22 protein-coding genes, 1 tRNA gene and 1 pseudogene are annotated in these 22490 nt (G+C 47.6%); 5 read left to right on the top strand and 19 right to left on the bottom strand.

Annotated elements, in window-relative coordinates; genetic code table 11:
- Nucleotides 1–200 precede the first annotated feature (200 nt).
- The 3 genes from EHW56_RS02500 to EHW56_RS02510 are packed head-to-tail and all read left to right on the top strand — an operon-like array spanning nt 201 to nt 3758.
- Complete coding sequence (locus EHW56_RS02500) at nt 201–1580, top strand: ATPase domain-containing protein (RefSeq protein ID WP_152795597.1); 1380 nt, start codon at nt 201–203, stop codon at nt 1578–1580.
- Between the two features lie 16 nt (nt 1581–1596).
- Nucleotides 1597–1974 carry a response regulator gene (locus EHW56_RS02505; RefSeq protein ID WP_152795599.1) on the top strand — a complete coding sequence of 126 codons (378 nt, stop codon included), beginning with the start codon at nt 1597–1599 and terminating at the stop codon, nt 1972–1974.
- 2 nt (nt 1975–1976) lie between these two features.
- Nucleotides 1977–3758 (top strand): bifunctional diguanylate cyclase/phosphodiesterase, encoded by a 1782-nt coding sequence (locus tag EHW56_RS02510; RefSeq protein WP_152795601.1) that lies wholly within the window; start codon nt 1977–1979, stop codon nt 3756–3758.
- 43 nt (nt 3759–3801) lie between these two features.
- Here the strand turns inward: EHW56_RS02510 and EHW56_RS02515 are convergent, their stop codons facing one another.
- From EHW56_RS02515 to EHW56_RS02595, 17 genes and pseudogenes are all read right to left on the bottom strand, one after another.
- Nucleotides 3802–4359: a nucleotidyltransferase domain-containing protein gene (locus EHW56_RS02515; protein ID WP_152795603.1), complete on the bottom strand. Its 558-nt coding sequence runs from the start codon at nt 4357–4359 to the stop codon at nt 3802–3804.
- A gap of 45 nt (nt 4360–4404) precedes the next feature.
- Nucleotides 4405–5757, bottom strand: coding sequence for a molecular chaperone (gene yegD / locus EHW56_RS02520; RefSeq protein WP_152795605.1), 1353 nt, complete (start codon nt 5755–5757; stop codon nt 4405–4407).
- 175 nt (nt 5758–5932) lie between these two features.
- Nucleotides 5933–6151 carry a DUF6500 family protein gene (locus EHW56_RS02525; RefSeq protein WP_077481137.1) on the bottom strand — a complete coding sequence of 73 codons (219 nt, stop codon included), beginning with the start codon at nt 6149–6151 and terminating at the stop codon, nt 5933–5935.
- Between the two features lie 17 nt (nt 6152–6168).
- Nucleotides 6169–6681 carry a methylated-DNA--[protein]-cysteine S-methyltransferase gene (locus tag EHW56_RS02530; RefSeq protein WP_152795608.1) on the bottom strand — a complete coding sequence of 171 codons (513 nt, stop codon included), beginning with the start codon at nt 6679–6681 and terminating at the stop codon, nt 6169–6171.
- 186 nt (nt 6682–6867) lie between these two features.
- Complete coding sequence (locus tag EHW56_RS02535; RefSeq protein WP_152795610.1) at nt 6868–7464, bottom strand: bifunctional 2-polyprenyl-6-hydroxyphenol methylase/3-demethylubiquinol 3-O-methyltransferase UbiG; 597 nt, start codon at nt 7462–7464, stop codon at nt 6868–6870.
- A gap of 126 nt (nt 7465–7590) precedes the next feature.
- On the bottom strand, nt 7591–8124 hold the full coding sequence (locus tag EHW56_RS02540) for a GNAT family N-acetyltransferase (protein WP_152799188.1): 534 nt from the start codon (nt 8122–8124) through the stop codon (nt 7591–7593).
- Between the two features lie 92 nt (nt 8125–8216).
- Nucleotides 8217–8807 carry a hypothetical protein gene (locus EHW56_RS02545; RefSeq protein ID WP_216644439.1) on the bottom strand — a complete coding sequence of 197 codons (591 nt, stop codon included), beginning with the start codon at nt 8805–8807 and terminating at the stop codon, nt 8217–8219.
- A gap of 18 nt (nt 8808–8825) precedes the next feature.
- Nucleotides 8826–9259, bottom strand: a pseudogene (locus EHW56_RS02550) (GNAT family N-acetyltransferase).
- Nucleotides 9260–9362: 103 nt separating this feature from the next.
- Nucleotides 9363–9605, bottom strand: a complete 243-nt coding sequence (locus EHW56_RS02555) for a hypothetical protein (RefSeq protein WP_152797355.1) — start codon at nt 9603–9605, stop codon at nt 9363–9365.
- A gap of 350 nt (nt 9606–9955) precedes the next feature.
- Nucleotides 9956–10678, bottom strand: coding sequence for an NYN domain-containing protein (locus EHW56_RS02560; protein WP_077651665.1), 723 nt, complete (start codon nt 10676–10678; stop codon nt 9956–9958).
- 37 nt (nt 10679–10715) lie between these two features.
- Nucleotides 10716–11213, bottom strand: coding sequence for a hypothetical protein (locus tag EHW56_RS02565; protein WP_152799191.1), 498 nt, complete (start codon nt 11211–11213; stop codon nt 10716–10718).
- A 361-nt stretch (nt 11214–11574) separates the two neighbouring features.
- Nucleotides 11575–12132, bottom strand: coding sequence for a hypothetical protein (locus EHW56_RS02570; protein WP_152797284.1), 558 nt, complete (start codon nt 12130–12132; stop codon nt 11575–11577).
- 503 nt (nt 12133–12635) lie between these two features.
- Nucleotides 12636–12726, bottom strand: a tRNA-Ser gene (locus EHW56_RS02575).
- Nucleotides 12727–12859: 133 nt separating this feature from the next.
- Nucleotides 12860–13699 carry a phosphate ABC transporter ATP-binding protein PstB gene (gene pstB, locus EHW56_RS02580; RefSeq protein WP_370517132.1) on the bottom strand — a complete coding sequence of 280 codons (840 nt, stop codon included), beginning with the start codon at nt 13697–13699 and terminating at the stop codon, nt 12860–12862.
- Nucleotides 13700–13745: 46 nt separating this feature from the next.
- Nucleotides 13746–15050 carry a phosphate ABC transporter permease PstA gene (gene pstA, locus EHW56_RS02585; RefSeq protein WP_152797282.1) on the bottom strand — a complete coding sequence of 435 codons (1305 nt, stop codon included), beginning with the start codon at nt 15048–15050 and terminating at the stop codon, nt 13746–13748.
- Nucleotides 15043–16425, bottom strand: coding sequence for a phosphate ABC transporter permease subunit PstC (gene pstC, locus EHW56_RS02590; RefSeq protein ID WP_152797280.1), 1383 nt, complete (start codon nt 16423–16425; stop codon nt 15043–15045). The genes pstA and pstC overlap by 8 nt, the downstream gene beginning before the upstream one ends.
- Before the next feature lie 66 nt (nt 16426–16491).
- On the bottom strand, nt 16492–17532 hold the full coding sequence (locus EHW56_RS02595) for a substrate-binding domain-containing protein (protein WP_046075217.1): 1041 nt from the start codon (nt 17530–17532) through the stop codon (nt 16492–16494).
- Nucleotides 17533–17825: 293 nt separating this feature from the next.
- Here EHW56_RS02595 and EHW56_RS02600 point away from each other — a divergent pair, with 293 nt between their 5' ends.
- Nucleotides 17826–18296, top strand: coding sequence for a hypothetical protein (locus EHW56_RS02600; protein WP_077578997.1), 471 nt, complete (start codon nt 17826–17828; stop codon nt 18294–18296).
- A gap of 82 nt (nt 18297–18378) precedes the next feature.
- Here EHW56_RS02600 and EHW56_RS02605 read toward each other — a convergent pair whose 3' ends face one another.
- Both EHW56_RS02605 and EHW56_RS02610 read right to left on the bottom strand, forming a co-directional pair.
- Nucleotides 18379–19998 carry a methyl-accepting chemotaxis protein gene (locus EHW56_RS02605; protein ID WP_152797278.1) on the bottom strand — a complete coding sequence of 540 codons (1620 nt, stop codon included), beginning with the start codon at nt 19996–19998 and terminating at the stop codon, nt 18379–18381.
- Between the two features lie 128 nt (nt 19999–20126).
- Nucleotides 20127–20588 carry a DUF3429 domain-containing protein gene (locus EHW56_RS02610; protein ID WP_227486456.1) on the bottom strand — a complete coding sequence of 154 codons (462 nt, stop codon included), beginning with the start codon at nt 20586–20588 and terminating at the stop codon, nt 20127–20129.
- A 202-nt stretch (nt 20589–20790) separates the two neighbouring features.
- Here EHW56_RS02610 and EHW56_RS02615 point away from each other — a divergent pair, with 202 nt between their 5' ends.
- Nucleotides 20791–22464, top strand: coding sequence for a BCCT family transporter (locus tag EHW56_RS02615; RefSeq protein WP_152797276.1), 1674 nt, complete (start codon nt 20791–20793; stop codon nt 22462–22464).
- The last annotated feature ends 26 nt before the right edge of the window (nt 22465–22490 follow it).

Genomic DNA, 22490 nt, shown 5'->3' on the forward strand with positions numbered 1-22490 from the left:
CACAGGTGTTGCGGCAGCAAACGCACAGCGTACTGCATTCTAGACGTTTTGAGGCGTAAATGCTGCTTTTTCTTACAGCCGCCATGACAGTGGCTCTTACCTCTACTACCTTTTTAGACGGTAATGCCTAAAAAGCATCTTTATAGGTGCTTTTGGGTAGGCTAGGTCTAATACGAATAAACACAATAGGGGGAAGCAACATGAAAGAGAGAGTCTCCTCAGGGATTCCTGGACTGGATCAAGTCTTGAATGGCGGCCTCCTCCCCTCAACGGCGGTATTGGTGAGAGGTGGGCCAGGTTTAGGTAAAACAACCACAGGCTTACAGTTTCTCTCTACGGCGTCACGAGAAGGCGAGAGTTTGTTTATTGGCTTTCAAGAGGCAGAGGATCAGCTCAAAACCAACGCGACAGCGATTGGCATTGACGTTGCGAACATCACCTTTCTTAGCTTGGCGCCAGACGAAACGTTTTTTAAGGAGAACGAGTCCTATGACATATTCGCCTCCAACGACGTAGAGCATGAGCCTGTCACCAAGGCCATCGTAGAAACGGTGGAAACCCTCAAGCCGACTCGAGTCTTTGTCGACTCCTTTACCCACTTGCGCTTTCTCACCGCGGATGTTTTTCAGTATCGTAAAGAGGTACTGTCGTTTATCCATTATCTCACCGAACGTGGCGCCACCGTTTTGTTCACGTCAGAACACAGTGACTCCTCGCCCGATGACGACTTACGCTTTTTATCCGATGGCGTGCTCTCACTGAGTCAAACCCCGATGGGGCAAGAACTCTGTGTAGAAAAATTCCGAGGGTCTGATTTTTTGAAGGGCTGTCATCAGATGCGCAATGGCGCTCACGGGGTTGAAGTGTTCCCACGGCCACTTCCTCCTAACGAAGAGCTGGTACCAGGACGGTTTGAACCCATCTCGACGGGCATTGCATCTATCGACAATCTGCTTGGCGGTGGACTAGAGATGGGGACAGTAACGATGATCACCGGCCCATCTGGCATTGGAAAGTCGACCTTAAGCAGCTGTATTGCCGAGCAATATAGCCATAGTCTAGGTCACGTAAATATCTACCTATTCGAGGAAGAAATCTCCTCATACCTGCACCGGGCACGACAACTCAACATCACACTGCAACACCAAGCGGAGGCAGGATGTTTAACCATCGAACAGATCGAGCCTTTGCAATATTTAGCCGATGAGTTTGCAGCCAAGGTGTACAAGGATGTTGTTCAAAATAACACTCGCCTGGTGGTGCTTGATAGCACAGCCGGTTTTAAACTGACCTTGCGCGAGGAATCGATTCAAAACCGTTTGCATGCCCTCGCAAAAGGTTTATCGAGAATCAATGTCTCGGTGATCCTGGTAAACGAAACATTTGCGCTTTACGGCGAAGACAGCATTTCTGAAAAAGGCATCAGCTACTTGTCGGATACGATTATTTCCCTGTCTTACTATGCGGACGATACCACGCATTCACAGATTTCGGTGATGAAGAAACGATTGAGTGATTTTGATCGCAAGCCTTATCAGTACCTGATCGGCCCCGATAAAGTGCAAGCCGTAGCTGTTTGAACAAGAGGTAAGCGAGGTGACGAATAAAAACGCGGCGTCATTAACGGTTTTTTTGTGCGTAAAATCATCGGGTAACCGAAAAGTGTTGGCCGATTCTCTTGAAGAAGCGGGTTATCATTGTCGACCTTTGAATAGCGAAGCCGATATGCAGGCTGCAGCGGCGATTGGCGGTAAAAAGCTTGCCCTGGTCGACACCAGCGGATTTGGCGCCAACGTGTGGCGACTATGCGAAAAGCTACAACAGATGAACACCGCGTTTATTGTTCTCTCACCACAGGATATGCTGACAAGTTCCAGCCAAGCCACCCAATATGGCGCAGTTAGTATCATGCAAAAACCCGTCGCCAAAAAGGCCTTGATGCAGCTCGTTGCTGGTTTCACGGGTGAGGAGTAACGATGACCAGTACGGTTAGAACCTTACCAATAATGGTAAACCCAGAACAAAAAGCAGAACGCAAAGACGATGGATTACAGCGTATTCAGGGTGCCAACGTTTTATTGGCTATCCATAACCCCAACAACTTGGCGCTACTGCGCGAACAACTGAGCAGCGACTTCCGAATTTATGAAAATCCAAGTGATATAGACAATATCGAGTTTGACCTTGCGATCATCGATATCCCCTCTCTCGAGCAGTATAAAGACGCATTGCAAGACAAAAAGACCCGATGCGAGCCCACACTTTTGCCCGTGATGCTCATGCTCTCTAAGCGCGACCTCAAACACAAACTTCGCCCTTACCTGGCACTGGTGGATGAATTTATTACCATGCCCGTTGATAAAGTAGAGTTTATGGAACGCGTGGTGATGCTACTTAGAGCACGTTTTTTAGCCATTAGCCAACGCGATAAGCTTTATTATCTTGCTACCCATGACAGGGTGACCGGTCTCCCCAACGAGCAGCGGTGTATAGAGCACGTCACCGACACCATCCTCTCGGCGTCAGTAGTAAATCAACCTGTTTACGTGATTGTTTTTTCCATTAATCTCGATCAGGTTTTTAAGTCATTCGGCCATTCCGGGCTCGATCAAGCGGCGGTGATATGCTCTCAACGAGCCGTCAGCGCGATTACCGATAACGATAAGCTCTTTCGCCTCACGACGGATACTTGGTGCTTGGTTAACCCACCCGGCCAAAACAGCTTGAATCACACTTTATCTGTCTGCCAACAACTGATCAGTGCCATTAGTGTCCCTGTTAGCATTGAGCATGACCTGATTCATCTTGATATCGCCATCGGCGTGAGTCATTACCCCGATGATGCTGTCAATACTCGCCGTATACTGGATGCAGCTATTAACGCAATCAACACTAAGGCCCCCAACACCCCTCACTTCTATTCAAAGCGACTTCAACAGGATGCGCTGCGCTATATTCGGACCGAGACATTGCTGCGACAAGCCATCACCAAACAGCAATTTGAGCTTTGGTACCAACCGCAAATAGACTTTGCAACGGGTAAAGTAATCAGTGTCGAGGCCTTGGTGCGATGGCGGTTACCGAATGGTAACCTCGTCTCACCGGGTGACTTTATTCCAATAGCAGAGAAAACGGGGCTCATTACACAAATTGACAGATGGGTGATCATTCAGGCATGTGAAACCATGGCACGCTGGCAAGAGCAGGCATTATGCATTGAGCGCGTGGCGGTTAATGTGACGGCATGCGATGTGGAAGAGGATGACTTTGTTAGCTTTATTGATGATATTTTAAAGAAGAATCACATCCCTCCTCCCAACTTAGAGCTAGAAATCACAGAAGGCGTGTTCTTTCATTCTAAATCAAAGAACCTTGAGAAACTCAGCCAACTACGTAAGCGTGGCCTCAGTATTGCTGTCGACGACTTTGGTACGGGCTACTCCTCGTTGAGTTACCTGCACACGTTGCCAATTTCTACGCTTAAAATCGATCGCTCATTCATCAACAGCATCTTAACCAGCGAAAATGATATCGCTATCACTGAAAGCATTATTTGGCTGGCCAAAACATTCAAACTACAAACCGTTGCCGAAGGTGTCGAAACCGCGGATCAAGCCAGTTATTTGAAAAAGTTAGGCGTTAACATTGCCCAAGGCTTTTATTACGCCAAGCCCATGCCGGAAGAGCAGCTAATAGCGTGGCTACAACAACAAACCAACGTTAAGCCAATAGAACAACGGCAAAGCCAAATGTCTTGAGTGAGAAACGACGCCCCGCCCTGTGACATAGGTACTCGCCCAGCTACAGTTGCTCAACAAGCCTTTTCAAGTAGCTTTTGGCTAAATCGTATTGTCCTCGGCTCAGCCATTTGATGCAATCAAACAGCTCCCAAATCAGCCCTTCATCACCGCTGGTATAGACGGGAAAATTCTCGTGCTTAGGGGCTGGCTCATCCGTCACTCGCGCTGGAATGATTCCTGCCTTATCAAACAAAACGACAAAGGGCGTTGAGAGCTGAAATGGCTCGCTCACGTCTAAGCAATGGATTTCGGCACTGGTTAGATCCGTGAAAATATATTTTTTAAACATCGCCTGTTCATTGTGATCACCGGACAAGCAATAGAAAATGTCTTTCCCGGCCTCAAAGCGCGCAAAACATGACGCTGCCGAGCGATGAAAGCCGTGCTGTGTAAACACGATAATATCCGCATCGGACACGCGATCGCCTTTGCCCGCGGCGAAAGAGCCGACTAATACTGCCGCAATCACATCCTGTTCTGAAGCAAACGCGGCGCAGGCCGATTCAATCAATGCCTGCTGCAAAGGTAAGTGCTGTCCGTTTATTTCATCCTGAATCATAGTTATTACTTAATGTTTCGAACGAGCCGCAACGGCCGTTGCGGCTTACTTAAAGCAGACTTCCGCCCAACGCGCTAAGCCTGCGGTGACTGATCCAAAGTAGTCACCACTCACCACAGGAATGTGCGGCAGCTCTGCTTGTACAGCTTCCCGCAAGAAGGGCGAGCGTGCCGAGCCGCCTGTCATAAAAATCACGTCAGGCTTTACACCGGCCTGCGCGACCACATCGTGAACTAAGGCGGTCATCTTACGTTTGGGCGCTTCAATCGCATCAATCATGTCATCGCGCGATACATCAACGTCCACGCGCTCGGAGAACAGCTTAATACCCGCTCGGTAGGCGGCATGATCCGACAACGCAATCTTTGCCTCTTCCGCACGACGGACAATGTTGTAACCCAGCGACTCGTGATAGACCTCAAGCAAACGGGCCAGTTTATGTGGCTCTTGCGCTTGCTTGTGCAGCCCTTTGAGTACCGCCAAATTTTCAAACGCATAGAAATCGTTTTGCGCTTGCACGTTGTTAATCGCGATAGGGTTGGAAAACTGCGTAATCGGCATCTCAATGCCAGATTCCATCTTGCTGCCCATCCCAAACGGGAACATCATTTGTTTGAATGCCAGCGCAATATCTAAGTCATTGCCGCCAATACGCTGGCCTTTGTGCGCCAACAAACTTGCGCTGCGATCGCTATTACCGCGCCATGATGGTCCCATCTCAATCAACGAACAGTCTGTGGTTCCCCCACCGATATCGACCACCAGAACGATTTGGTCTTCGCTCAGCGTCGCTTCATAGTCCAGACCGGCAGCGACCGGTTCAAACTGAAATTCAATCTGTTTAAAGCCTGCCCGCTTAGCCGCATTGAGCAAAATACCTTCGGCTTGGCGGTTTGCCGTCTCGCCTCCACGGCCTTGAAAATTGATCGGCCGACCGATCACTGCATCAGTGATACTCTGTTGGGTTTGGTATTCGGCTTGGGTTTTGATGTTATCCATCATTGCGCATACGAGATCTTCAAAAAACCGAAGCTGAGCATCACGTAAACCTGATGCGCCAAGGAAAGATTTAGGGGATTTCACGTAGTACATATCGCGCGGATCATCGAGATAGCGATCGAGCGCCGCTTGACCAAACGCCATGTCCTCCGCCTCAAGTTCAATGCTTTCCTCTCGGTTTACATGGATCGCGCGGCGCAACATCTGCTCGCCAATCGTATCCAGCGGCTTGATGCCACGGTGACGAAACAAATACTCAGACACCGATTCGCGCGTAGGTGCGGCAAGGGAAGAAGGAATAAACGTGCTGTCCCCTTCTAGACGCAACAGCGTCGGCTGACCGTTTTCAATCTTTGCCACCGAACAATTGGCTGTACCATAGTCAAAGCCGATATACATAAATGCCTCTCACCGCTGAAAAAGTCGGCAATGCTACCTCAACCGTCGCGGGATTTCTAACATCCGTGTGCTCAAGCCAATCTGACTATCTGGGCCCGTGCCCCGCTATCCATTGTCATCTTGGTGAACCTGAATTACACCTTGTCGGCAAAATAGGCTATTTTTTGTTCAGTTGTCATAAATTATTTTTCACCATTTCTTTGATGGTTCTTGCCTTAACAAAATGATCTAATTGATGGGTCTGTATCCACCAGGTTGCGGCTTCCATCAACTGCTCTGGATCGTCATTTTTGTTTTTGAAGAACGCATAAAATGACACACCGACATTCTCACCTTTCGCTTTGATTTTTTGATCACATACTGCCAGGATTTTCGCTCTCAGCTCCGCTCTCATACGCCCCTACTCTATCCTTAAATAAATAAGTTCTGCTCTAATTCTAAAAGGCGCTTTTTCAGTGACAGACCGCCACCATAGCCAATAAGCTCCCCTTGGGTGCCGATAACCCTATGGCAAGGAATAATAATCGCCAACGCATTTGCGCCATTAGCATTGCCAACCGCACGTACTGCGGCTTCATTACCAATCGATACTGCCAGCTCTTGATACGTCACCCTGTCACCATATTGAATGTTGCTTAATGCATTCCATACCGACTGTTGAAAATCGGTTCCCGCCAAGAGTGAAGGCAAATCGAAAACTTGTCGCTCACCCAAAAAATATTCCTCGAGTTGAGCTTGAGTAGCCGCTAAAACATCATCGCTCTTTTCTACAAACTCAGCGTTAAGAATCCGTTTAATACGCTCATCGACGACACTTCTCATCTTGCGATACCGGAAGTCACACAAGCAAAGCTTACCTTGATACGAACCAAGGATAAATTCGGCATAAGGGTGTTTATAATACTGGACATTTATTGTATTCATTATATCCTCATATAAATGGTTTTTCCCTACCAACATGGATATTTGTCTTATATGTTTTAACTTCTATGTTAATTACCCCTAAGTACTTCCAAAAGTCTCATACCATCGCTTTTACAGCCACTGTAATCACCAAAACTCACTGCAAACCAAAGATGCCATACGGCACCCCTCTTTTTACTGCCATTGTTATCTACGTTTTACAGCAACCACTGAAAAAATATGCCAATGCTTAGGGGTTCCGACCATTGTCGCGCCAGGTTCATCACGTTCTTTGAAACTGACTATTTCAAACTCTTCAAATAAGATCTCAACTTGTTTTTTACTCAACGGTGCCGTCGGTAACCGAAAATTCGTTGCCCAAGTATCTCTAGGCCCCATAAAATCACCTACAAAAACACCACCAACCGCGATAGAAGAAGCCATTCTTCGCCATGTATTTTTAAACTCTATCGGATCAGCAAAGAACAAACTTGAGTTTGCTATCACTATGCCAGTAGAAGGATAATTGAAAGACTCAAATGAGCACTCTGAAAGTTTAATCAGCGGCTTTGAACTAAACCTTTCTGAACATATCGCAATAGAGTCTGGATTAATATCAAAGCCATACACCTGATAGCCTTGCTGCTCTAGATATGCTATTTCACTTCCGGTTCCACAACCGCAATCGACAGCGGTTTTCAGTCCAGACTGATCCAACTCAATGGCGAGTTCAGTGCGTGAATTGTGGGGGCGTAACAATGATTTTTCGTAGTACTGACGCCAAGTTGCTAAAGTATCATCCATAACGTTCAATATTCCAATAAAGTGAACCGAATTAAGGTGTGAACAACGCTTATCCCTTAGCTAATCCATTGTGCGTAAGTACCAAAGCTGATTAAAACTGAAAATGTCAAGCGCTGAAAAGTTCTCTTAAATGCCTTGCCAGTTGCGTGCTAACCACTCCGAGCGCAGCATCCCATATTTAACTGAATCGTAGTACTTGCCTTCGTAATAACGAACTTTTCGCAATCTAGCTTCTTGTTGAAAGCCTAATTTCAATGCTAGCGACATCATACGAGGATTACCCGACCAGGTTGTCATACCAACACGCTCAATTTCTTTAGTATTAAATAAGTACGTAACCCAGAGAGGAATGGCTCGTGCTGCGATACCCTTACCCCAACATTCAGAATCGTAAATGATGATACCAGCTTCAAGCCAGCGAGTTTCTTCACATTCCCAGTAACAATTTACTGTCCCAACAGGCACATCATCTACAGTGACTAACTGTAAGTCTGAACCATTTAATAATCTTTGAAATGAAGATTTCTCAAACTGTTCTAGTGATGGATGTGAGTAAGGAAAGTAAGGGCCATTAAACTTTGTCCATTCATCGTTTGAAACAACCAAAGAATGGAGGAATTCCAGTTCGTCTTCCTTGGCTAGTCTTATTTCTACTTCCATATATTCCTTAATACTTCTCGATTCTTTGTTGCAACCTAACACGGAGCACACCGAGGTACTTTAACTTTAGTGCCTCAGAGTGACGCGAACTGTTATAAATTAGCTCGGACAAACTGCTCAACACTAAGATGCCGTCCCTTGCTTTGGTAGTGCCCACCTAAGGCGTAGGCCATCTTTTCTAGCGGAGCATTGTCATAACCAAAATCTTGAATCTCTCGAATGTAGCGTTCTATGAAACCTTGAGGCGCGAGCTCACGCCATTGCAGCACATGAACCAACTCATGGAAGTGAAGCAGGAGATCGAGTGCAACTTTTTTCTTGACGTAATAAGTATCGTTATAGGTAATACCGTCCACGTCCATGTCGATAAAGTCTCCTAAACCAGCGTCCCGAAGTCCTGGAAAATCAGGCTTTGGGAGTTCGTCGGTAACAACGAAGAATGCTGTCTTCAGAAATCCAGGCGAGTAGAAACCATTGAAATGTTCTTCAAGGACAGAGCAAGACCGACGCACTTCTCTATGTGAGAAATTCACCTGATGTATCCAACCCTCTATCTCTTCGATCATTACTCCTCCATTTATAATGATTAGCTCAGCTGCGGCCGCTGCGTAGCACTGGAAAACAGCTGCTTGTTTAATAAAGCAACGAGCTTGTTTAACACCCAAATAAAGTGTCGGCTGCACGATATTTATTCTTATTTGTTATGTGTTTGAGCTTAAAGGGAGCTCCATTTCAACCAACCCTTTGACTTCTGATGTCCTAACAAAGCCTTTGGACTCATACAGCTTGATTGCTGGGTTTTCACTAAACACACGCAGAACTAACAGAGTAGATTGACGATTAAATGCATGCCTAACAACTAAATCAAGACATTTAGACCCAATACCTTTACCTGAAACTTCGGTAAAAGTTGAAGATCCCTCAGGAAGGTCGTATTAGCACTATAGCTAAAACGCACTACACCAACACGAGTACGATCCAGTAGAACCGCGTAGTTATCTAGATCTTCCCAACTGTCCAGAAACTGATTGTGGTCCCAGACTATCTCACGAGCTTGATAGTAACTTGCCATATTTGTCTTCGTTAAAGACTCTGCGAATAAGGGGTCATTACCAATCTCAAACTGTCCTTCCATGCTTTGCCCTCTGGTTATACGTAACGCTACCAGCATGCGCGCCTTTGTAGTGGAGGCGAAGCCGCAACGAAAAAGGCGTCGCCGTGCCTGGCCTGGTTATGTATCATTCGTGACTCTTGAGCCAGACCGACAGCGCATTTTTTAGATACTGATCTGGCTCTGGCATTGGATGTGACTTACCTGGCTTTGTTTTCCGTTCGTGGTCACGATAGTTTCTTTCAATTTTTGCCCAGTCCTTTGGGTAGAGCTCCTTAAACTTAGCGACGAGGTCATCAGGGGAACGGCTTCCTTCCAACTGTTCGACTGTAGCACCTATTTTTTCATCTTTTTTAGTGATTACGGCCATACTTTAAATTCTCCCAAAGAGGCTTAGGTTAGCGGCCCACCAAAGGCCACGAGACTTGTTCCCAGCGCCTGACTTACGTCAATTACTGAAGTGACAGCACATTTTGCGAATGTTGTTGCTTTTCTCATATTGTTATCCTCCTTCTCAGGACCATGGCCTGAGTCCAATGTTGTTAGCATGCGATTTTTTACGTACGACAAAACCACCAACATAAGACAGACAACTGAGAACAAAACAAGCATGGGTGGATTCGAACCTCCGCCACTAACCGCTAACCTAAGCTTCCTGAAACATAACGCTTGGGTCAGGTTCGCCGTAGGCGTCACCTGGGCCCGATTGTTAGCTGCAAATTATACACAAATCTCGACTATACGATTTTCACCTGTATCGAGAGTTTCCGATTTAATATATCCCTTTTTCTCCATGTCTTTGATGAGCTTCATGAAGGTTTTATACTCAGTGTTAGTTACACGAAAGCTTGGATCGATGGCTTTCATTTTGTCATTCGCAACAGAAACATTGTTTGGAAGTTTACTCTGATTCATATTGCGCACGGCCTGAACGAAAAGCCTTTCTATTTTGCTAGTGATTTTTGGTGTTGTTTCAGGACAGAAGTCTTCTAGGAAAAGAAGATTGTCAAAGGATTTCGTGAGAATTGCACGATCTTTGTCTGATTTTTTGCAGACCAACCATACTTCTTTCCCAAACTTTCTTAGTTTATCTGCGACAACGGTAAAGTCAGAATCGCTGGTCATAAAGCAATAGCGATCTATTCTTGGGTTGTTCTGATAAAGAGTTTCAAAAGCATCTAAACTCAGCAGTAAATCTGCACGATTTTTCTCGCTTCCGATCTTTGGCGTGTCGATTATATTGAAGTTGTGCTCAACAATCTGATTTTTGAGCGTTTTCTTTGCTGCGTTCTGATTCCCATATGCTGCTTTTATTGCAAAGATACAGTTGTAATCTTCGTCTGTGCTTAAGAATGAATTCATCACATCTTCTAGAACAAACTCAGATGAGGCGACATTTTCCATGTCAATATAAACAGCAATATTTAAATTTTGTTTTCGCATGTTACTCCATACTATGTTTTTGCAGCTAATGCCGTAATCAGCGTGGCTGCGCAGCAGTCCGCTGCTTTGCCTTGTTAGCTGTGGCTTCGGACGCTCTATTGATTAAATATTCTCTAATCAATACTAACTCATTCACCTGAAGTATTTCTCTGACTCTATTTTTAACTTCAACTACGGTGGAATATTCATCTTTTACTTTTACCTCACCAATCCCCATTAGATTGCTGAATACATCATACATTTCTTCTAGAGCCTTAGTTCTTGTCTCGTCTCTGCCTTCCGCGCCTGAAAGTGCACCTACTAGACCTGACTTTGCACCAATATTTCGAACAGCCTTCTCAAAGGGCATGAGTTTTTCGTCTATTTCTGGCGTAATCCAAGCGGTGTACTCAATTCTTAAAGTATAAAGTTTTCCAGCGTGATATAATGCTTCTTTTGTTGGACCTTCTCTGGTCAGAGTTACAACTGTTTGATGAACCTCTGCCAAATACTTTTCGCAAAACTCTACGTGTTTATCAAATACCGAATTGGCCATGTGCGAAGTTGCACCAAGATTAAAAAGTTGCTGCTCTTTCTGAATTTCAAGATTTCTTTGGTGTGCAGCGTGATCTCGAACCAACTGAAAAAGAGCAGCGGCTAATCCGGCAACACCAGGTAATGAAGCAATTCCTTTGTAAAAATCACTTATTGGGGCAAAAAATGTAATTCCTAAAGAAGCGCCAACAATGATAGCTATGCCGAAGAAAAAATTTTATTCAAGTACGATACTCCTTTTACAGCTAACGCCAAATTAAGGTGTGAACAACGCTGACACCTTACCTAAACATTGCGCTATAAAAACTAAACTAGCTTGAAGTGAAAGCGCCGAGCGTTGTGAATCACTCTTAAATTTATTGTTAGTTGCTACGTTGAATATCGTAGGAGTCCTTTTGAATTTCATAAAGCACCAACTGTGAATAATTGAGAAAATTAACTACGCTTCCAAGCCAATCAGAAAGGTTAAAACTTAGACTCCAATCTTTCCGATTTTGAGCGGTGCCAGATACCTCGATTAATCCATCCCACCACTCAAAAGACTCCTCATACTGATTTGACCCCACAGACGTCAATAGAAAAGACTTCGCATGTATAATTTTATTAGCGATATACATGAAATCATAAGTCTCAACCTTATGGTCGATAAAATCTGCACACGTGATTATTTTATGGGATTCAGACTTACCTTCTTTTAGATCTCTTAACTCTTTGGAGTTTCGGATTAAAACAGACAACTCTAAACATGAATTACTGACAATACGCTTAAGCATTGTCCAGTACTCTGACTTAGTGTACAGGGATGGTTCACCTTCAATACCTACCTTATATTTAATAGCAAACGCTTCTCCAGACAACACAACATTGTTCAGAATAAATATTTTCTCTCTCATTTTTTCGAAATCAACGAAATGAGCCATATAACCTCACGAAATCTAAACGCTGCTGGACAGCAACTAACATTGTATTAGTGCGCGTGCTCGATTTGCCAAAATCGTTATACGCCCTGTTTTATCCACAACCTCATGATACACATGCGGTCTTTCCATCTATCTCATCAAGCCCTCTTAGGTGATAGTGTGCATGCCGCCTGTCCCGGTTGAGGTGTTCACATTATCCCCGCGCTTGTAATTTTAACCGATTGATTATTCTTGTTTTTTATTTTTTCGCCCCGAGAAAGTGTGAATCCGTCATGAGAAAGCGTGCATCCATATGGACGCTTTATTGCGTTCCACGCTACCGCCGTTGGTTAGCGGCGTCCAAAAATGCCATGTAAGAGGCAGAAATATAAGGGTTAGAATACCAGAGTGCAGAATAGCTGTTTAGGCACAAACGCCTAAAATGTTGGTGGGGTCAGGGTTTGGGAGTTTGCGGGACAATAAATGCAAAAAAGCCGCTGACTGAGCAGCGGCTTTTCGGTATGTGGCGGAGAGATAGGGATTTGAACCCTAGAAGGGCTATTAACCCTTGCCGGTTTTCAAGACCGGTGCTTTCAACCACTCAGCCATCTCTCCGGAACGGGTCGTATAGTATGAGCAGAGGTAGCTGATGTAAAGTGACTTTTTACACTTTTATCGCTAAACGCTGAAATAATCAGCAAACGCCCCTGCCCTATGCCCAATGGCGCTGGGTCAGCGCCATATCGGCTTAACCAAAGCGACCGTTAATGTAGTCAGAGGTCAGTTTGTGCTCAGGGTCATTAAAGACTTTTCGTGTGCTGTTGACTTCAACCAAGTCGCCAAGGTGGAAGTAAGCGGTGCGATCAGACACACGTGCCGCTTGCTGCATCGAGTGCGTGACGATCACAATGCTGAAGTTTTTCTTCAGATCGGCAATCAGCTCTTCAATGATACCGGTGGCAATGGGGTCTAACGCCGAGCAAGGCTCATCCATCAAGATCACTTCAGGCGCGACAGCAATGGTACGTGCGATACACAGACGTTGCTGCTGGCCGCCTGATAGGCCTGTTGCGGGCTGATCCAGGCGATCTTTCACTTCGTTCCAAAGCCCTGCCCGCGTCAGTGATTGCTCGACCAAGCCATCCAACTCATCTTTGCCGTCAACCAGGCCGTGAATACGTGGGCCATAAGCCACGTTATCGTAAACCGATTTCGGGAATGGGTTAGGACGCTGGAATACCATGCCCACTTGCGAGCGCAGCTCAACAATTTCGGTGTCGCGATGATAGATATCTTCGCCATCCAAAATAATATCACCCGATACTTGGCACCCAGGAATGGTATCGTTCATGCGGTTTAGGCAGCGCAAGAAGGTGGATTTACCACAGCCTGACGGGCCAATCATCGCCAAGACTTCTTTTTCACCAATATCCAGACTGACATCGGTAATCGCGGATTTTGAGCCGTTCTCGTAATTCACAAATACATTACGGGCAGTCATGCGTGGGTTTTCTACGAAAGGTACACCACACGTCTCAGTCGGTGCCGCGGTATTTTGCGGCGTGGCATCTACTACTTCTTCGGTCATGGCTACATTGTTCATTGTTGTCGTCGTCATGGTTATTTCTCCCGACTTACCAGCGTCGCTCAAGACGCTTACGCAGAATCACGGCACAGGCATTCATAAGCGCGAGGAATGCCAGCAATACCATGATTGCGCCAGAGGTGTTTTCGACAAAGCCCTTTTCAGGGTTCTCTGCCCATAAGTAAATTTGAACGGGTAACGCAGTGGCTGCATCCAGTGGCCCTGAAGGGATATCCACAATAAAGGCCACCATACCAATCATCAGTAGCGGCGCGGTTTCACCCAGCGCTTGTGCCATACCGATAATGGTGCCAGTCAGCATGCCAGGCATAGCTAATGGCAACACATGATGAATCACCATTTGCATTTTCGATGCGCCGACACCCAAGGCGGCATCACGTACCGAGGGTGGCACCGCTTTGATAGATGCACGGCTCGAAATAATGATCGTTGGCAACGTCATCAGCGTCAGTACCAAGCCGCCAACAACCGGCGCTGAACGCGGTAGGTCGGCAAAGTTGAGGAACACGGCTAAGCCCAGCAAACCAAACACGATCGACGGTACCGCTGCCAGGTTATTGATGTTGATTTCAATAATCTCAGTGATGCGATTACGTGGCGCGAACTCTTCCAAGTAAATCGCGGCTGCCACCCCGATAGGGAAGCTTAATGCCAGTGTCACCAGCAACGTATAGAAAGAGCCTACGGTCGCGCCCCAGATCCCAGCAAGTTCAGCATCACGGCTGTCACCATTGGTGAAAAAGCGCGAGTTGAACACGGTACGAACACGATCGTCTTCTTTAAGCTGGTTGAACCAACCAATGTGTTTGTCTTTAAACTGGCGATAAGACTCCGGCAAGCTGCCATCGATATTGCCTTTATTAAATTGGTTGACGTTATCGCCGGCGAGTGCCCAAATTTCTACTTCTTGCCCCACCAAGTCAGGGTTGGCCGCCACACGGTCACGCAAGTCATACTCGGCGCCGTTAGACAGAAAACGGAACAGCTCACGTTTGTCACCACGCGACGTCACGTCTGGCATGGCATCAAAAATGGCATCCGCCAGCACTGAGCGATAACCCAAGTATTTAAGGGTTTCGTCATTTAATGGCTTGCCTTCAATCCCTAGGTTTTCTTCACTTAAATCAACGGTCAAGCGGATTTCCGTGGTGTAGAAAGCGGTATAACCTTGCGAGACGATCGAGCCGAGCAATAAAACCAAGAAGGTAAACGCAAGGAAAATAGAGCCCATTCCGTAAAAACGAAAACGTCCTTCTTTCCCGCGGCGCTTTGCTAAGCTTGCCCTTACCCTTGCGCGCTTTTCTTGCGCCAGTTTTTCGATTTTATCAGTCATATTGTTCCCGGTATTTCTTCACGATGTTCAGCGCAATCACGTTAAGTGCGAGTGTCACAACAAATAATGTCAGACCCAAAGCAAACGCCGCCAAGGTCTTTGGACTATCAAATTCTTGGTCACCCACGAGTAAGGTTACAATTTGCACTGTCACTGTGGTCACTGAGTCAAGTGGATTGGCCGTTAGATTCGCAGACAGACCCGCCGCCATCACCACAATCATGGTTTCGCCGATTGCACGTGAGACAGCCAGCAATAAGCCGCCCACAATGCCGGGTAACGCAGCCGGTAGAACCACTTTACGAACCGTTTCTGACGGCGTGGCACCCAGTCCGAACGAACCATCACGCAGCGATTGGGGGACAGCGGTGATCACGTCGTCTGACAATGACGAAACGAAAGGAATAATCATGATCCCCATTACCGCGCCCGCAGCCAGAGCACTCTCTGACGAGGCACTGCTAAAGCCGATCGCCTGTGCCACATCACGAATAAACGGCGCGGCGACCAAGGCGGCAAAGAAGCCATAAACCACCGTCGGAATACCGGCGAGGATTTCCAGAATCGGTTTGACGATACCCCGTACACGCGGCGATGCGTATTCGGCTAAATAGATGGCACTCATCAACCCGACTGGCGCCGCAATACACATGGCGATAAACGAGATCATCAAGGTGCCAGTGAACAAGGGAATCGCACCAAATGAGCCACTCGCCGCCTGCTGATCGGCGCGCAATGCAATTTGCGGCGACCACTCAGTACCAAAGATGAACTCAGTGACCGGAATCATTTGGAAAAAGCGCAACGCCTCAAACAGCACCGAGAGCACAATGCCCAGTGTGGTTAAAATCGCGAGTGTTGAGCAAAGCAGCAAAAACGCCTGCATCACATTTTCAACGCGATTTCGAGCGCGAAGACGTAATCGCAGAGAGCGCCAGCCAAAAGCCAAACCCGCTAACGCGAGCGATGTCATTGCGGTGAAACGCAATGTCGTTCCCAGTTGGTTCAGCATTTGATAGTGGTCAGCCGCTGCCAACAAGACAGCATCGTCAGTTTGGGTGATGCCACGAGCGACGTTTCCAACCTGACTGTATAGCAAGTCGGCGTTGCCGAACTGCGTAACATACGCATCAGATATCTGTGCCATCACCAAACTGTGGATCAAGTTGGGTTCTACCGCTTGCCACAACAATAAGAGAACCAGTGCCGGAATAGCCGCGAGAATCGCAACATAAGAGCCGTAATAATTAGGACGAGAATGAAGCTTACTCAATCCGCCAGCCGTATCGGCGAGCTTGATTGAGCGTGCTCGAGCAATAAAAAAGCCTGAAATTGCAATTACAGCAATTACGGTCATCAGCATGGGTGTTGTCATTGTTCCTCCTGAACACGCACAAAGGTGGCACCTCATGTGTGCCACCTTTTCGTGTTCACACTGCGCTTACAGGTTTGGTTTTAGGTCAACTGCGGCGCTGCGTACTTGTTTCCATTCACTGTTGTCGAGTGGGATAAGGCCACGGTCAGCCAGGTAACCCATGTTGCCGATAGCATCTTCAGCAGTGAATGCGGTCACGTAGTCTTTTAGACCTGGGATCACGTCTTCGTGTGCTTTTTTCACGTAGAAGTACAGTGAACGTGATACGGGGTAGTCACCGCTACCAATCGCGTCAAACGTTGGTTCAACACCCGCGATTTTTGAGCCTTGTACCTTGTCAGCGTTTTGCTCTAGGAAGCTGTAACCGAAGATGCCAAGTGCGTCTGGGTTTGCTTCAAGCTTTTGCACGATAAGGTTGTCGTTCTCACCCGCTTCGATGAAAGCGCCATCTTCACGCATGCCGTGACAAATCGCTTTGAATTTGTCTTCGTTGCTGTCTTCAAGCGCCGCCACTTCTGGGTACTCGGCACAGCCCGCTTCCATGGCTAGCTCAACAAAAGCGTCACGCGTCCCTGATGTTGGTGGTGGACCTAGCACCTCAATTTTGGTGTTAGGCAGTGATGGGTTCACGTCTTTCCACGTTTCATTTGGGTTGTCGATAAAGTTGCCGTTGCCGTCTGGCACGGTTTTAGCGAGCGCGGTGTAGATCTCTTTCAAGCTCAAGTCATATTGCTGAGACATTTTCGAGTTTGCCAGCGCAATACCGTCATAACCGATTTTGATTTCAACAATGTCGTCAACACCGTTTGACTTACAACGGTCGATTTCCGAGCTTTTGATTTTACGTGATGCGTTAGTGATATCTGGCGTGTTTTCACCCACACCTGCACAGAACAGCTTAAGACCGCCGCCTGAACCGGTAGATTCGATTTTTGGTACTGAGTATTGCGACGTGCGACCGAAGCGCTCAGCAACTACAGTAGCAAAAGGGTAAACAGTAGAAGAGCCAACGATGCTAATGTAATCACGGTTTGCGGCCGTTGCGCTACCTGAGGCCAGCACGGCCATTGATACTGTAGTAGCTGCAAAGAGAGCTTTAAGTTTCACATCAACCTCCAAGTCGATTATTTAAGTTAGTGCTGTGCAAATCAATTTATCTACACATAACGAAGAACTCGGTTAACGGGGAGACACATTAAGAGCACAAAGTGACAGTTCCTTTATGCAATCATGAAGGTTTGATGACAGTGCGGCGCATTGGTAACAGATTCAAAAGTTGTTTTTACCACGCTGGCGCTGTGCGTATGGCGGGCTAGGATAGACTCACCAAGGACTGACGCGCGTAGACTCGATGCACCATCGAACGCCCCGTCCTCCACCTTTTTTGATGAGTAAAGGCAATGATAGATGCCAAAGATAATGTCTCGTTAAACGCGCGTGCCGACGAGACACCGATGCATGGCGATACCGTGCCGAGTAAGCCGGTCGTTTTGTTTTTATGCGATGGTAAGCACGGTGCCTCTTTGATGGCCGCCGCGGTGATGGTAAACAAAGCCAGCAGTTTTTTTGATGTCCACTGCGCACATACATCCAGCACTATGCATACGGCGCAAGCATCAAAAGCGTTAATTCAGTTTCAACTCTCAACGTCAGGGATCACGCCGTCCCCGCTGGCCGAGCTGAGATTGACGTATGTTGATTATCTGGTTGCGATGAACCCCGCTGCCGTGCAATCCGGATTACCATTACCTGATTATGGAAAATTTGTACCCTGGGATGTGACTGAGCATAGCGAGGCAGGCTTGACCGCCGTGCTCCGAACGATCAATCAAAACATTAACTATTTTTTGTCTTTGTACTTATTTCGCTAACGCTGACAGACATTGCCAAGGTAATAAAAAAGTGCGCCGCGTGGGCGCACTTTTTTGTTTAGTGCCTCGTGCTTAGTGCACATCATCCGAGCCTAAAGGCTTCCGCTTGCTCTTTGATACTGGCGTTTTCTTTTTCCAAACGTTCGTACGCTTGACGGGTTTGCTCCGCCGTCTCGGCAAGTGACTCCGCCGCGCGGTGAATCGCTGACACATTTTGATTCAAATCCGCCGCTGCCGTGGTTTGCTCTTCGGTCGCGGTAGCAATCGCGCCTGTCATTTCTGATACCTGCTGCGTGGCATCATTGATGGTGTCAATCGCTTCTGCCGCCCGTTTGGCATCGTCCAGCCCTTTTTGCGTTAACGTTTGGCTATCGCTCATCACTTTGTAGGCTTGACGCGCTTTCGTTTGCAGCCCTTCAATGATTTGATTGATCTCATCGGTCGATGATTGGGTTTTGGTCGCCAATCCACGCACTTCATCAGCCACGACCGCAAAACCTCGACCCGCTTCGCCCGCGCGAGCAGCTTCAATGGCCGCGTTGAGCGCGAGCAAGTTGGTTTGCTCGGCGATGGTGCTAATCACTTCCGAGACTTTACCAATATTTTCGCTGTCTTCGGTTAAAGCCTCAATCACTTGCGATGCTTCATTAACTTGGTCTTTTGCCGCCACGCTTTGCTGGTAAGATTGTTCAAAGGTCTGCCGACCTTGCTCCGCGTATTCACGCGTCTTATCAGTGTGCTCCGCGGCATTCACCGTATTGCTCGCCACTTCCCCAAAGGTCGACTCCATTTGCGTCATCGCACTGGCAAGCTGTGACAGCTCCCCACGCTGTTGCTCAACACTGTTCACGGTATGACTGACCTGGGTCGACAATTCATCACTCACTGTTTGTAAGCGCTGGGTACCTTTCACTAAAGACCCAATCAACGCGGTAATGCTTTCTTGCATTTGCGCAAAGGTATTGGCGGCTTGCCCCAGCTCATCGCGGTTAAACGTGTCGAGATCCAAACGTTGGGTAAGGTCACCACTTTCCACCCGTTGCATTTGGGTAACCAGCTGCGCCAGCGGCCCACGTATGCGCTGTTGTAGCAATAACGCCACACCCGCCATCAGCACAATCAGTGCAACAATCACAGCAATACCGATATAGATTAGTCGCTCAATTTTTTCCGATTCTCGCGTCTTAATCGCGTTGGCTTGATCTTCCAACGTCTCTTGCAGCGTGGCCAAGTTGGCAACTATCTGGTCAAACGGTGCCAGCATAGGGCCCAGCATTTTGCGGCGCGCATCATCCAGTCGGCCATTATCGATAAGCGAAATGTAATCGTTTTGCATGTCGCGGTAATTGTTGAGGCGTGTCTCGATGGTGTCTACCGCCTCTGTGTTGCTATCACTGACCGTTAATGCCTTCATTTTGTCGAGCGCTTCACCGACTTCTTGATCGTTGCGCTCAATTTTCACCAGAATATCGCGATGCGCTTGTTTGTCATCGGTTAAACCGTAATCGAGTGCGAAGCGGCGATAGGTGACAGTAAAATAGCGAAGATCAGATACGGTGCTAAGCAGGCGAACATTACGCTCTACCACATCATTAAACTGTGCCTTTACGGTGTTTATCTCGCTAAATAGATACGAGCCACTCGCCGCGACCGCAATGCCGAGAGCAAGAAACACCACGCGTAAATACTGTATGATCGTCATTGGTTACCCCGCTGCCCTAAATCTCATTATTAAGTTAATTGTTTTTTTGCGCACGAGGTAGCGGGTACGGCCTATTACTGCAATAGGTTCATTCTCAGTAAGGTTTTTCTTGGTGGTCTTTTTGCCGTTCACACCACAAAAAGCAGCACTCCATGGCAGGCCACAACCGCCACCGTCAAGCGACCACGCATGGTTTGATAGGCGGAAGACGTGTCCTCACTCTCACTTTTTCGGATCCATTTTTCCGCTAACCATACCGCTAAATAACCGATGGCAAGTAACCCGGTGGCAATCAAGTATTGGGTCGCCCCTTGAATCAACGCCCCCCAGGCCAGTAGTGCAAACAAGTTACTCAGCAGTAACGCATTTCGGCTCAGTTTATGAGAAAAATGATCGATACCATTCCCCCACAGTACACCAGACAAAAAGCTCAAAATCACCGCACTGTAGCTTAAAAATAACTGCTCTCCACTGAGACCAAATAAGGTCAGATCGGCCCAAGTGACGAGGACACCGCCAATAAAAGGCAGCAAGCCAAGGTATCCAAGTTGCAGCATGGTATCGCGTGAAGCGGATTGTGGTTTCATCATCTCACTCCTAAACAATCTATTAAGGTTTTAATCAATCTTGAGTGTACGAAGACAATCTTCCACTGGCCGTCTTATCGACACATTTCGCTGCTTTTCTCAGCACTTCAATCCAACATAATGTGATTAATGACTCTTTTTTTTGCAAAGAATGGTAGCGTTGCGTAAATTGTTGCGCGTTTTGTTGTTAAAAGAGGAATGATTCATGTCAACACGAAGTACGTCGGATGCGAGCAATGCGAGTGCATTGCAGCATCCGTTTGCCGATTGCGTCACACAAACCGGCCTGTTTAAAGGTGTTCATAAAAATATGATGATCGCCGCCACGCTTCTGGTTTGTGTCTTCGTGTTTTTTACCGGATTTAATACTGATTTAGCTGGCCGTGTATTTGCCGCTGCTCGTGGCTGGGTGGAATCGACCTTTGGTTGGTATTACATGCTGGTACTGGTGCTGTTACTAGTCGCCAGCTTGACGATTGCCGTCACGCGTTTAGGTAACATTCGTTTAGGTGATGACGACGACCGGCCCGAGTTTAGCACCTTCTCGTGGCTATCCATGTTGTTTTCCGCGGGTGTCGGCGTTGGCATACTGTTTTTTGGGGTAGCCGAACCCACGCTCTACTTTGATACAAGTGGTGCGTTCGGCTACCCCAACAACCCGTATGCCGATATGGCCGGTGCCACCACTATGGGCTTTGATCGCGCCGCCGATGCGTTGCGTGTCACCTACTTCCATTGGGGCTTTCACGGCTGGGCGGTGTATGTGATTGTAGGCCTCGCGCTCGCCTATTTCTCGTTTCGGAAAAAGCTGCCTCTGGCACTACGTTCCACGGTGCACCCACTGATTGGTAATCGCATTTACGGGCCCATCGGCCATATTATCGATATCTTGGGGGTGCTTGGCTGCGTGTTCGGTGTCGCCACCTCGCTGGGGCTCGGCGTCAGTCAGATTGCCGTGGGGCTCGATCGCCTATTTGGCATCGATCCAGGTATCGCGACTCAAGTTATCCTTATTGCACTGATTTCTGTAGCCTCTATCTTGTCGTCTCTCTCTGGCGTCGGCAAAGGGATCCGAATCATTTCTGAGTGGAATATCATCGTCTCCGCACTGGTGATTGCCTACTTTTTATTCGGCGGGCCTACGGCTTGGTTAGTGCAAATATTTGGGGCATCACTGAGCGACTATTTGGTCGAGTTTATCCCGATGGGGCTGTGGTTCCCGGAGGCGAAAGGCCCCTCTGCATGGCAAAATGCCTGGACCATTTTCTATTGGGGCTGGTGGATTGGCTGGGCCCCCTTTATTGGCCTGTTTATTGCGCGTATTTCTCGCGGCCGCACCTTACGAGAGTTTGTCGTGTGCGTGCTGTGTGCGCCAACCCTAATGATTTTTGCTTGGCTGGCGATTTTTGGCGGTAACGCGTTGCATCAAGAGCTTGTCGCTGATGCCGGGATTGGCACCGCTGGGATTATTGATTTGGTCAATGGTTGGGACTTACCCGCGGCGCTGTTTGCCACCGCCGATGGCATTACTGGCGGCGGGATCTGGGGATGGATACTCAACGCCATGATGATCTTCTTGCTGTTTAGCTGGTTTATTACCTCGTCCGATTCGAGCACCCTTGTGCTTACCACAATTCTGTCGATGGGCAATGATAACCCGCCCAAACGCTTTAGAGTATTCTGGGGCACTATGATCGGTGCCGTCGCTGCCGTATTGTTGGTTGCCGGTGGGTTAAGAGCCCTGCAAACCGCGAACATGGTCACTGCCCTGCCCATCAGTGTGTTAGTGATCTTGATGACCATCAGCGTGATGAAGTCTTTACTGGCAGAGTCGGGGGGTAAATCCACCGCCTCGACACCATCACAAGCGAGCAGCTAAACCGCATTTAGCAAACCAAAAAAACG

Source organism: Salinivibrio sp. VGrn1, from assembly GCF_009377995.1.
Lineage (GTDB): Bacteria > Pseudomonadota > Gammaproteobacteria > Enterobacterales > Vibrionaceae > Salinivibrio > Salinivibrio siamensis.